Genomic DNA, 12,104 nt, shown 5'->3' on the forward strand with positions numbered 1-12,104 from the left:
ACTCCCTCTCGCTCCCTGAAGTATGCGCCAGTCGGTTATGTCCCTGAGCCGATACGCACAACCACGGAAGTTACACGTTAGGCTGGTGTGCATGTCCGCTCGACGGAAAGCCTTAAAGCCTCCTGTAACCTCCACCTTGAACTTTCGGGTTCAAGGGCTACACCGACAGCGGTTCGTCGGGGAGCCCCATTCTCGAACAGGCCGGGGCCGTCTCGCCCATGATCGAAGCTGCCCCCTTTCTCGCGCGCAACTGCGCCGCCAACTACGCAATGCCCGCAAGGCGCTTGGCTCAGCCCAGCAGCGCAGTGCTGCCTTGGGGCTCTACCGGCAGTTGGCTCAGCACCCGCTGTTTCGCCGCGCCAAACACATTGCCCTGTACCTGCCCAACGACGGTGAAATCGATCCTCGCCCCTTGCTGCGCGCAGCGCAGAAGCGTGGCAAACGTACTTACCTGCCCGTACTGAGCGCCTGGCCGCGTACCCACATGCGCTTCCAGCGCATCGATGCGGGTGAGCGGCTGCGGCGCAACCGTTTCGGCATTCCCGAACCTGTCATTACGCCCAAGCGGCAACGCGCCATCTGGGCACTGGACCTTATCCTGCTGCCTTTGGTGGGGTTCGACGATGCCGGTGGCCGGCTGGGAATGGGGGCGGCTTCTATGACAGGAGCCTTGCGTATCGGGCACGCCGGCAGCAATGGCACAAGCCGGTGCTGCTGGGGCTGGCGCATGAATGCCAGCGCGTCGACAAGCTGGCGCAAGCCAGCTGGGATGTACCGCTGGCCGGCACCTTGACCGACCGGCGCTGGTATCTGGCTTGAGCGCTGTGGGAAAAGTACCGGCGCCTTAGCGCAGCGGCACTGAGTAGTTGGCCTCAAGCCGCGACTGGCTGCCTTTGCCCCAGAGGCTCTGTGCATACCCGGTGGTGACAATGCCCAAACCGAACAACAAGACCAACACCCACAACATATCCGGTTTACGACGCATCGTTTGCCCCCTCCAGGCATCGAGAAGATCACTGGCAACTTCACCTTCGTGGTGCAGTTGATCCAAAATCGCGCGCATTCTCCGCCAAGAGTTCCCCTGGCGCAAACGCAGTTTCCGACCAACCGTCGGTTATTTCTGAGCTGGCGAATTGCCTTGCCAGCGCAGCCCCCATTCCAAAGCAAAGGACGTTCCAGCATGGCCCATTGGCTGATGAAATCAGAACCCGACGAGCTGTCCATCGAATCCCTGGCCAGGCTCGGCACAGCCCGTTGGGACGGCGTGCGCAACTACCAGGCCCGCAACTTTCTGCGGGCGATGCAGCCGGGCGATACTTTCTTTTTCTACCACTCCAGTTGCCCGCAACCGGGCATTGCGGGTATCGCGCGCATCACTGCAGCTGCCTACCCCGACCCCACGGCGCTAGACCCCACCAGCCACTACCACGACCCGAAAGCCAGCCTGGAGAAGAACCCCTGGAGCGCTCTGGATGTCGAGCATGTGCAGAGCTTCAGGCAGGTTATCGAGCTGGCAACGCTGAAGCAGCAGAGCGCACTCGCCGAGTTGCCACTGGTGCAAAAAGGCAGCCGCCTGTCGGTGATGCCAGTGACCGAAGCGCAGTGGCAAGCGGTGTTGGCGCTGGCCTGAGCCGCCTTATTGAACGATGAGGTTGTTGAACAGCAGGTCTTCGACGATTGGCTTGCCCTCTTCGTCGTTGAGCACTTGCTGAGTTTGCTTGAGCGCTTCCTGGCGGAGCTTCTCTTTACCTTCCATGGTGCTCATCGCTTCGGTGGTCTGTTGGGTGAACAGCTGCACCAATTGGTTACGGATCAAGGGCTCGTGATGCTTCACAGCCGCCTCGGCCTCGGCACCGGTGACCTTTACCGCGATGTCCGCTTCGGTAAACATGCAGGCGCGGGCCACCGTCGAGTGCGTAGTTGCCCACGAACGGCGGGTTGAAACTGTAGTAGGTCACTTTGTTGGCATTGGCTTCTTTCCCGCCTTCTTCGGCGAAGGCGCCGGCCGGCAGGGCCAGGGCGAGAAACAGCAGGGTCCAGGCTTTCACGTGGTCGACTCCTTGATAGATGCGCCAAGCATAGCGGCAGGCGCAAAAACATACAGGAGCTTATCGGCCGCCCGCGCTCAAGCCTTAGCGGCCAGGCAGCGCCTGATGCGAGCTTCGAGTGGCAGGTCGGGCATGGCGTGGCTGCGCAGCGCGGCAATGGTCTGCTCCACATAGTCACGAGTAGTACCATAGCGGCCGCAGGCACTTGCCAGTATCTGCAGCAGCAGGTCATCGGGCAGGTTGCCCGCGTAACACGGCAGGTGGCGCTCAAGCACAAAGCCCAGAGCCCTGACTCGCGTCCCGTCTTCCAATCGGCAACTCAACCAGTGCGGGCGATAGGAGGGATAGGGCATCTCCCGGCGCCAGAGGGCCAGCAGGGCCTGCTCCAGCCCTTCCTCAGGCAAGCGGAAGGCAAAGCCACTGCAAGAGCCACCTCGGTCCAGGCCGAACACCAGCCCCGGCTGGGTGGGCGTACCACGATGCTCGTGGGACCATAGGTAAAGCCCACGGTGATACCCGAACACCCGCGCACGCTGGCGCTCGACACTGCTGCACTCCGGCCGCCAGATCAACGAGCCGTATGCGAACAGCCACACCGGGCCGCCATCGTGCAGCCGCATGGTCTGCTCCAGTGAGCGAGCCAGTTGTTCGTCAGTCTGCTGAGGGCCGAAATCCAGCAGCGGTGGATAGGCTGGCCGGCAAAGCGCGGTGGGTTCGATGGACGACATGACGCGAACCTAATATCCCCGTGCATAACGGCGGGCGCTATACACTTCAAGCCAAAGCAAGTTCCTCTGGCTTTACCGTACGGCAGTGCCTGCCTGCCTGGCAAGCACCTGTGCGGTATAAGGTTATTCAGGTACGTGGCGCGTAGGCGAATACATCGGCGCGCATCTGGTGGGCGTCCATGCCTGCCTCCACCAGTGCATCGAGCGTGGCATAGACCATATTCGGCGAGCCGCTGGCGTAGACATGCACACCCGCCAACTCCGGGATGTCCTCGCGCACGGCTTCATGCAACAGGCCGCAGCGCCCTTCCCAGCCGCACAGATCGCTGACCACCTTGTGCAGGTAGAGATTGGGGGTGCTCTCCCACTGCGCCCAGTGCTCCAGGCGGTAGAAGTCTTCAGGCCGCCGTACGCCCCAGTACAGGTGCACGGGGTGGTGAAAACCGTGCTCGCGGCAATGTTCGATCAGGCTCTGCATCTGCGCCATGCCGGTACCGGCGGCAATCAACACCAGTGGGCCGCCAGGCAGCTCGGCCAGGTGCGTGTCCCCATAGGGCAGATGTACCCGCGCGTTGCCGTCGCGCTGAAGCTGCGCCAGCAATGCCTTGGCGCTCGGCTCGCGGCCCAGCACATGTAGCTCGAGCTCGCGGCCGGCGTGCGGCGAAGACGCCAGTGAAAACGCCGACTGCCCGCCGCCATCGCGCTCGATCATCGAGTATTGCCCGGCGTGATACCTTGGCAGCCTGCCCGCAGGGGCGCGCAGGCCTACCCGCCACACATCGCCCCCCACCGGCACGCATTCGCTGACCTGGCAACCGTAAGCGCGCGCAGGCAGCTCGCCCAACGCAAGTACGCCGTCCCATAGCACCACGCAGTCCTCCAGCGGCTGCGCGATGCAGGCATCAGAACTCGCCATGGTCGCGAACTTCACCGTCCTGGCGCACAGTGCCTTCCACCAGCAACGCCGCGCATACGTGGCAATTGCCGTTGCGGCAGCTGTTGGGGCATTCATGGCCCAGGCGCTGGGCAGCCGCCAGAATGGTTTCGCCCGGCAGGGCCTCCAATACCGCCCCGGAGGGCTGCAAGGTCACGCGCATCAGTCGATTCCCAACTGGTTCCAGAGTTCGTCGACGCGCCGAGTGACCGCGTCGTCCTTGACGATTACCCGCCCCACTCGCGGCTGGTTTCGCCCGGCCACTTATGAGTGGCATCGAGCCCATTTTCGAGCCCAGCCCGGAAACAGGGGAAGCGAAGTCCAGATAGTCGATCGGGGTATTGTCGATCATCACGGTGTCACGCTTGGGGTCCATGCGCGTGGTCACCGCCCAGATCACATCGTTCCAATCGCGGGCATTGATGTCGTCATCGGTAACGATAACGAACTTCGTATACATGAATTGACGTAAAAACGACCACACACCCAACATCACGCGCTTGGCATGGCCAGGGTACTGCTTTTTCATCGTCACCACCGCCATGCGGTAGGAGCAGCCTTCGGGGGCAGGTAGAAGTCGGTGATTTCCGGGAACTGCTTCTGCAGGATCGGCACGAACACCTCGTTCAACGCCACACCGAGAATGGCAGGCTCATCCGGCGGCCGACCGGTGTAGGTGCTGTGATAGATCGGGTTGCGCCGATGAGTGATGCGCTCCACGGTGAACACAGGGAAGCTGTCGACTTCGTTGTAGTAACCGGTGTGGTCGCCATAGGGCCCTTCGGGCGCCATCTCACCGGGGTGGATGACCCCTTCAAGCACGATCTCGGCGCTGGCGGGTACCTGCAGCTGGTTACCGCGGCATTTGACCAGCTCGGTGCGGTGCCCGCGAAGCAGGCCGGCAAAGGCGTATTCGGACAGCGAGTCGGGAACGGGCGTGACTGCGCCGAGAATGGTAGCCGGGTCGGCACCGAGGGCGACGGCCACTGGAAAAGGCTCGCCGGGATGCTTTTCGCACCACTCACGATAATCCAGCGCGCCGCCTCGATGGCTCAACCAGCGCATGATCACCTTGTTGCGAGCAATCACCTGCTGGCGATAGATACCCAGGTTCTGCCGGTCCTTGTTGGGCCCTTTGGTGACAGTCAGCCCCCAGGTGATCAGCGGTGCCACATCGCCTGGCCAGCAGTGCTGGATCGGCAACTTGCCCAGGTCGACATCATCGCCTTCGAGCACTACCTCATGGCAAGGCGCATCCTTGAGCACCTTGGGCGCCATCGAGATGATCTTCTTGAAAATGGGCAGCTTCGACCAGGCATCCCGCAAGCCTTCAGGTGGCTCAGGCTCTTTCAGAAACGCCAGCAGCTTGCCGATTTCACGCAGCTCGCCGACGTCTTCAGCGCCCATGCCCAACGCCACCCGCTCTGGGGTACCGAACAGGTTGCCCAGCACCGGCATCGAGTGGCCCACCGGGTTTTCGAACAGCAGCGCAGGGCCCTTGCGGCGCAGGGTACGGTCGCAGATTTCGGTCATTTCCAGCACCGGGGACACCGGCACCTGAATGCGTTTGAGAGCGCCGCGCTGTTCCAGCTGTTGCACGAAGTCCCGAAGGTCCTTGAATTCCATTGGCCACGCCACTGACAGATTGAGGGCTATATCCTACCTGTTAGCACCTGCTAAAAAAAATGGCGCCCGATGGGGGCGCCATTTTCAAAGCGGCAAGCAGTGTTTACTTGCGCTTCATCGACAGGAAGAACTCGTCGTTGGTCTTGGTTTGCTTGAGCTTGTCGATCAGGAACTCGATCGCGGCCACCTCATCCATCGGGTGCAGCAGCTTGCGCAGGATCCAGATGCGCTGCAGCTCGTCATCGGCAGTCAGCAACTCTTCACGGCGAGTGCCGGAGCGGTTGATGTTGATGGCCGGGAACACGCGCTTCTCGGAAATGCGACGGTCAAGCGGCAGCTCCATGTTGCCGGTACCCTTGAACTCTTCGTAGATGACTTCATCCATCTTCGAGCCGGTTTCGACCAGCGCGGTGGCGATGATGGTCAGCGAACCGCCTTCCTCGATGTTACGGGCGGCGCCGAAGAAGCGCTTGGGCTTCTCGAGCGCATGGGCATCGACACCACCGGTGAGCACCTTGCCGGAGCTTGGGATCACGGTGTTGTAGGCACGCGCCAGGCGAGTGATGGAGTCGAGCAGGATAACCACGTCCTTCTTGTGCTCGACCAGGCGCTTGGCCTTCTCGATGACCATTTCGGCCACTTGTACGTGGCGGGTCGGCGGCTCGTCGAAGGTAGAGGCGACCACTTCGCCGCGCACGGTGCGCTGCATCTCGGTCACTTCTTCCGGGCGCTCGTCGATCAGCAGGACGATCAAGTGGCACTCTGGGTTGTTGCGGGTAATGTTGGCCGCGATGTTCTGCAGCATGATCGTTTTACCGGCCTTGGGCGGTGCGACGATCAGGCCACGCTGGCCCTTGCCGATAGGCGCGCAGAGGTCGATGACGCGGCCGGTAAGGTCTTCGGTGGAACCGTTGCCGGCTTCCATCTTCAAGCGCTTGTTCGGGAACAGCGGCGTCAGGTTTTCGAACAGGATCTTGTTCTTCGCGTTCTCGGGGCGGTCGAAGTTGATCGAGTCGACCTTGAGCAGTGCGAAGTAACGCTCGCCTTCTTTCGGCGGGCGAATCTTGCCGACGATGGTATCGCCCGTACGCAGGTTGAACCGGCGAATCTGGCTGGGGGATACGTAGATGTCATCGGGCCCGGCCAGGTACGAAGCGTCGGCCGAGCGCAGGAAGCCGAAGCCATCCTGGAGGATTTCCAGCACGCCGTCACCGGAGATTTCCTCACCGCTTTTGGCGTGCTTCTTCAAAGGGAGAAGATCACGTCCTGCTTGCGCGAACGGGCCATGTTTTCGATGCCCATCTGTTCGGCCATTTCGAGCAGATCGGTAATCGGCTTTTGCTTGAGTTCAGTGAGGTTCATAGAGGAGTGACGTGTTCTGGATGGAGGGATTAAGCGTTGGGCTCAGGAAAGGCCGCGCCGGGAAGGCGACAGGATCGCGGGTATTCGACTTGGAATGTGTCGGCGGCGACTAGCGAAGGGCACTGAAGATGACAGCGCGAACCCGAATTTAACACCGGAGCATAGGCGCGTCCAGCGTTGCAAAAAAATAGCCCCGCATTTTGCGAGGCTATATTTCAAGCGGCAATTGCAGCTTAGATGTTGGCGTCGAGGAAAGCCGCGAGTTGCGACTTCGACAGTGCGCCCACCTTGGTGGCCGCCACTTCGCCGTTCTTGAACAGCATCAGCGTCGGGATACCGCGCACGCCGTGCTTGGCGGGGGTGTCCTGGTTTTCGTCGATGTTCAGTTTGGCAACGGTGACCTTGCCTTCGTAAGTAGAGGCAATTTCGTCAAGAACCGGTGCGATCATCTTGCACGGGCCGCACCATTCAGCCCAATAATCGACCAGCACAGGGCCCTGTGCCTTCAGCACATCAGCTTCGAAGCTGGCGTCGGTGACGTGCTTGATTTTGTCGCTCATGAGTGTCTCCGTGGTCAACATATTCGAAAAAAGTGAAGCCATCATAGCTGGCCAAGCCTGAAGCCGGAAGGCTTGCATGATTGACAGTCACTATCGACACCGTTGATACAACGCATGCTCCCCACGCCCACGCATTGGCGCTGCCGCCAGAAAATGGCAGGATGGCCGCCTGGCCCACAGAGAACGCCCCGCCATGCCACCTTTAAAAGTCAAGAACCTGTCCCTGGTCGCCGCAATCGACCTGGGCTCGAACAGCTTCCACATGGTGGTCGCCAAGCCTCATCAGGGCGATATTCGCATCCTCGAGCGGCTGGGCGAGAAGTGCAACTGGCCGCAGGCATCGACGACCAGCGCCTGCTCAGCGAAGAGGCGATGCAGCGCGGCCTCGACTGCCTCAAGCGCTTCGCGCAACTGATCAATGGCCTGCCATTGGGGGCCGTTCGCATCGTCGGCACCAACGCGCTGCGCGAGGCCCGCAACCGCAATGAGTTCATCGTCCGCGCCGAAGCGATTCTCGGGCACCCGGTAGAGGTCATCTCGGGCCGCGAGGAAGCGCGCCTGATCTACCTCGGCGTATCCCACACCCTGGCCGACACCCCCGGCAAGCGCCTCGTTGCCGATATCGGCGGCGGCAGCACCGAGTTCATCATTGGCCAGCGTTTCGAACCCTTGATGCGCGAGAGCCTGCAAATGGGCTGCGTGAGCTTCACTCAGCGTTATTTCCGCGATGGCAAGATCACCCCGGCCCGCTACGCCCAGGCGTATACGGCCGCGCGCCTTGAAATCATGAACATCGAAACCGCTGTGCATCGGCTGGGCTGGGATGAAGGTATCGGCTCGTCCGGCACCATTCGCGCCATTGGCGCTGCACTGAAAGCTGGCGGCCAGACCACCGGAGAAATCACATCCGACGGCCTGGGCTGGCTCGAACGCAAGCTGTTCAAGCTCGGCGACGTGGAAAAGATCGACTTCGACGGTATCAAGCCCGACCGCCGCAGCATTTTCCCGGCAGGCCTGGCGATTCTCGAAGCCATTTTCGACGCGCTGGCCGTGCAGCGCATGGACCACTGCGAAGGCGCGCTGCGTGAAGGGGTGCTCTACGACCTGATGGGCCGCCACCAGCACGAGGATGTGCGCGAGCGCACCCTCAACTCGTTGATGGACCGCTACCACGTCGACCGCGACCAGGCCGAGCGCGTCGAGCGCAAGGCCCTGCACGCGTTCGATCAGGTTGCGGCCACCTGGGCACTCGAGGACGGCACCTGGCGCGACCTGCTGAGCTGGGCTGCCAAGGTGCATGAGGTGGGCCTGGACATCGCCCACTACCATTACCACAAGCACGGCGCCTACCTGATCGAACACTCCGACCTGGCAGGTTTCTCCCGTGAAGACCAGCAGATGCTTGCCCTGCTCGTTCGCGGCCATCGCCGCAATATCCCCAAGGACAAGTTCTCCGAGTTCGGGGACGAAGGCATCCAGTTGATACGCCTGTGCGTGCTCCTGCGCTTCGCCATCCTCTTCCACCACATCCGCGGTACCCAGCAGATGCCCACAGTCGAGCTCAAGGCTGATGGCAACAGCCTGGAAGTTCGATTCCCGGAAGGGTGGCTGAGCGAGAACCAGCTGACGCAGGCTGACTTCGACCTGGAAGCGCAGTGGCTGGCGCGCGTTGATTTCGTACTGACCGTGAACTGAAGCTGCGTCACTCGTAGCGGATCGGCCGCGCCGAGCGGCGCGCCGATCCAACCAGGCACTTAGCGCACGATGAGCGCCTGCAGGCTCAGCTTGTCGAGCAGCGCCGCCTGGGCGTTACGCGGGTTCTGGTTGCCGGTGGGAGTTTGCCGGCTGTAAGTACCGTCCGGCTGCAGGATCCAGGCGTGGGTGTTGTCGGTAAGGTCAGACTCCATTTCCTTCTTCACCCGCGTGATCAGCTTCTTGCCCTCGACCGGGAAGCAGGTCTCCACACGCTTGTCCAGGTTACGCTCCATCCAGTCTGCGCTGGAAAGGTACAACTGCTCCTCCCCACCGTTCTGGAAGTAGTAGATTCGCGTGTGCTCCAGGAAGCGGCCAATCACCGAACGCACCTGAATGTTATGCGAAACGCCTGGGATGCCCGGGCGCAGGCAGCACATGCCGCGCACTACCAGGTCGATGCGAACCCCCGCCTGGCTGGCCTTGTACAGGGCGCGGATCACCTTGGCATCGGTCAGCGAGTTGCACTTGGCCACGATGTGCGCAGGCTTGCCCTCCAGCGCGAACTGGGTTTCCCGGGCAATCATGTCCAGGATGCCCTTCTTGAGGGTGAACGGCGCATGCAGCAGCTTTTTCATGCGCAGGGTCTTGCCCATGCCGATCAGTTGCGTGAACAACTTGCTGACGTCTTCGCACAGCGCATCATCGGAGGTCAGCAGGCTGTAGTCGGTGTAGAGGCGCGCGTTGCCCGCGTGGTAGTTGCCCGTACCCAAATGCGCGTAACGGACGATTTCACCGCCCTCGCGGCGCAGGATCAGCATCATCTTGGCGTGGGTCTTGAAGCCCACTACGCCGTAGATCACGACCGCGCCAGCCGCTTGCAGGCGGCTGGCCAATTGCAGGTTGGACTCTTCGTCGAAGCGGGCACGCAGCTCGATCACGGCAGTCACTTCCTTGCCGTTGCGGGCCGCATCTACCAGCGCGTCGACGATCTCCGAATTTGCACCGCTGCGGTACAGCGTCTGGCGGACCGCAAGCACGTGCGGGTCTTTGGCTGCCTGGCGCAGCAGGTCGATCACCGGGGTGAAGGACTCGAACGGGTGCAGCAGCAGCACGTCCTGCTTGCTGATGGTGCTGAAGATGTTTTCGCTGTTCTGCAGGATCTTCGGGATGGCCGGGGTAAACGGTGCGTGCTGCAATTCAGGGTGGCTATCCAGGCCGGTGATGCTGAACAGGCGCGTGAGGTTGACCGGCCCATTGACCTGATACAACTCCGACTCACTCAGGCTGAACTGCTTGAGCAGGTAATCGGACAGCTGTTTTGGGCAGGTATCGGCCACTTCCAGTCGCACCGCATCGCCATAGCGGCGCGAGAACAGCTCGCCGCGCAGGGCTCGGGCCAAGTCTTCGACGTCTTCGGAGTCCAACGCCAGGTCAGCGTTACGGGTCAGGCGGAACTGGTAGCAACCCTTGACCTTCATGCCTTGGAACAGGTCGTCGGCGTGAGCGTGGATCATCGACGAAAGGAATACGTAGTTGTCGCCGGCGCCACCTACGTCCTCGGGCACGCGGATGATACGCGGCAGCAGGCGAGGTGCAGGGATGATCGCCAGGCCCGAGTCGCGACCGAAGGCGTCGACCCCTTCGAGCTCGACGATGAAGTTGAGGCTTTTGTTCACCAGCAGCGGGAACGGGTGGGTTGGGTCGAGGCCGATGGGCGTGATGATCGGCGCGATCTCGTCACGGAAGTAACGGCGTACCCAGGTCTTGATCTTGGGCGTCCAGTAACGGCGACGAATGAAGCGCACCTGATGCTTCTCAAGCTCCGGCAGGAGAATGTCGTTGAGGATCGCGTACTGGCGCTGCACCTGCACGTGTACCAGCTCGCTGATGCGCGCCAGAGCCTGGTGGGGCTGGATGCCATCGGCGCTGGCTTGCTCGCGGGCGAAGTTGATCTGCTTTTTCAGCCCTGCAACGCGGATCTCGAAGAACTCGTCGAGGTTGCTGGAGAAGATCAGCAGAAACTTCAAACGCTCCAGCAGCGGGTAGCTCTCGTCCAGCGCCTGTTCCAGCACGCGAATATTGAACTGCAGCTGGGACAGCTCGCGGTGAATATAAAGGCTGCTGTCATCCAGGCTCGGCACTACCAATGCGGGAGCGGCGGGTTCACTGGGTTCGACAGGCACCTCGGCGGGCGGCTCGACAACGGGTTCCAACACGGCAATGGCCTCTGGGGCGGCGATATCGTTCAGCGCTTCATTATTCATGCGAATTCCCTGCAGGGCCAGAGCCCCTCGAACAGATGATCACGCGCGCGGATCGAGGCCGCCGGCGCACGGTAACGGGCCGAAAGGCTGCGCGAATGAGAAATGCGACCTGTTATAAGACGATTGTATGACATTGCCATGACAGGCCACGAAGGCAAAAACACCTTTGCAACAGCTTAATTGTTCACGTGTTGACACATCTCGACACTTTCATGAAATCCCCGTAAGGGTTAGGCTGCGCGTTCATTTCGCCAGCACCTAGAAAATGCTCCAACATTTCCTACAGAATTTTGGCTATCTGGCCCTGTTCCTCGGCACCTTCTTCGAAGGCGAGACCATTCTCGTGCTGGCCGGGTTTCTGGCGTTCCGTGGCTACATGGACATCAACCTCGTCATGCTGGTTGCCTTTCTGGGCAGCTATGCCGGTGACCAGCTCTGGTATTTCCTAGGCCGCCGCCATGGCCGCCGCTTGCTCGCGCGCAAACCACGCTGGCAGTTGATGGGCGACCGGGCGCTTGAGCACATACGCAAGCATCCTGACCTCTGGGTACTGAGCTTCCGCTTCGTCTATGGCCTGCGCACAGTGATGCCGGTAGCCATTGGCCTGTCGGGCTATCCGCCCAGGCGTTACCTGATCCTCAATGGCATCGGCGCCATCGTCTGGGCGATCGTGCTGGCTCAGGCGGCTTACCATTTCGGCTCGGTGCTTGAGGGCATTCTTGGCAGCGTCAAGAAATACGAGCTCTGGGTACTGGGCGCCCTGCTGGTATTCGGCGCACTACTGTGGATCAGCCGGCGCTTCAAGGCGGCCCGTATCGCCCGCAAGGCTGAGCAAAACGACAAGCCTTGAGCCGGTGGAACGCTGGGTGGCGAAAGGAATCAACCGT

The 12,104-nt window shown here is 61.4% G+C and carries 6 protein-coding genes, 1 other RNA gene and 6 pseudogenes; 5 read left to right on the plus strand and 8 right to left on the minus strand.

Translation table 11 applies throughout. The annotated features are described in order from the left end of the window. The first annotated feature begins 9 nt into the window (after positions 1-9). Together ssrS and LN139_RS20515 are read left to right on the plus strand one after the other, a co-directional pair. Positions 10-187, plus strand: a non-coding RNA gene (gene ssrS, locus LN139_RS20510) — 6S RNA. A 63-nt stretch (positions 188-250) separates the two neighbouring features. Then, positions 251-819, plus strand: a pseudogene (locus LN139_RS20515) (5-formyltetrahydrofolate cyclo-ligase). A gap of 25 nt (positions 820-844) precedes the next feature. Here the strand turns inward: LN139_RS20515 and LN139_RS20520 are convergent. Then, positions 845-1,063: a hypothetical protein gene (locus LN139_RS20520; protein WP_236360609.1), complete on the minus strand. Its 219-nt coding sequence runs from the start codon at positions 1,061-1,063 to the stop codon at positions 845-847. 117 nt (positions 1,064-1,180) lie between these two features. Here LN139_RS20520 and LN139_RS20525 point away from each other — a divergent pair, with 117 nt between their 5' ends. After that, positions 1,181-1,630 carry an EVE domain-containing protein gene (locus LN139_RS20525; protein ID WP_236356320.1) on the plus strand — a complete coding sequence of 150 codons (450 nt, stop codon included), beginning with the start codon at positions 1,181-1,183 and terminating at the stop codon, positions 1,628-1,630. Positions 1,631-1,636: 6 nt separating this feature from the next. Here LN139_RS20525 and LN139_RS20530 read toward each other — a convergent pair. The 6 genes and pseudogenes from LN139_RS20530 to trxA form a co-directional block, all read right to left on the minus strand. Then, positions 1,637-2,048, minus strand: a pseudogene (locus LN139_RS20530) (flagellar basal body-associated protein FliL). A 77-nt stretch (positions 2,049-2,125) separates the two neighbouring features. Then, entirely contained in the window at positions 2,126-2,776 is a 651-nt protein-coding gene (locus tag LN139_RS20535) for a gamma-glutamylcyclotransferase (protein ID WP_236356329.1), read from the minus strand. A gap of 127 nt (positions 2,777-2,903) precedes the next feature. Then, positions 2,904-3,873 (minus strand): annotated as a pseudogene (locus LN139_RS20540) (CDP-6-deoxy-delta-3,4-glucoseen reductase). Continuing rightward, positions 3,873-5,336: pseudogene (gene ubiD / locus LN139_RS20545) on the minus strand (4-hydroxy-3-polyprenylbenzoate decarboxylase). Before ubiD ends, LN139_RS20540 begins: the two co-directional pseudogenes overlap by 1 nt. 103 nt (positions 5,337-5,439) lie before the next feature. After that, positions 5,440-6,698 (minus strand): annotated as a pseudogene (rho, locus tag LN139_RS20550) (transcription termination factor Rho). Between the two features lie 233 nt (positions 6,699-6,931). After that, positions 6,932-7,258, minus strand: a complete 327-nt coding sequence (gene trxA / locus LN139_RS20555; RefSeq protein WP_236356332.1) for a thioredoxin TrxA — start codon at positions 7,256-7,258, stop codon at positions 6,932-6,934. A gap of 193 nt (positions 7,259-7,451) precedes the next feature. Here trxA and ppx point away from each other — a divergent pair. Continuing rightward, a pseudogene (gene ppx / locus LN139_RS20560) lies at positions 7,452-8,953 on the plus strand (exopolyphosphatase). Positions 8,954-9,012: 59 nt separating this feature from the next. Here the strand turns inward: ppx and ppk1 are convergent. Beyond that, a complete protein-coding gene (ppk1, locus tag LN139_RS20565; RefSeq protein ID WP_236356346.1) occupies positions 9,013-11,217 on the minus strand; it encodes a polyphosphate kinase 1 in 2,205 nt (734 codons plus the stop codon). A 265-nt stretch (positions 11,218-11,482) separates the two neighbouring features. Here ppk1 and LN139_RS20570 point away from each other — a divergent pair, with 265 nt between their 5' ends. Continuing rightward, positions 11,483-12,067, plus strand: coding sequence for a DedA family protein (locus LN139_RS20570; protein ID WP_236356349.1), 585 nt, complete (start codon positions 11,483-11,485; stop codon positions 12,065-12,067). Positions 12,068-12,104: the final 37 nt, after the last annotated feature.

It is taken from the genome of Pseudomonas sp. KNUC1026 (assembly GCF_021650705.1).
Taxonomy (GTDB): domain Bacteria; phylum Pseudomonadota; class Gammaproteobacteria; order Pseudomonadales; family Pseudomonadaceae; genus Aquipseudomonas.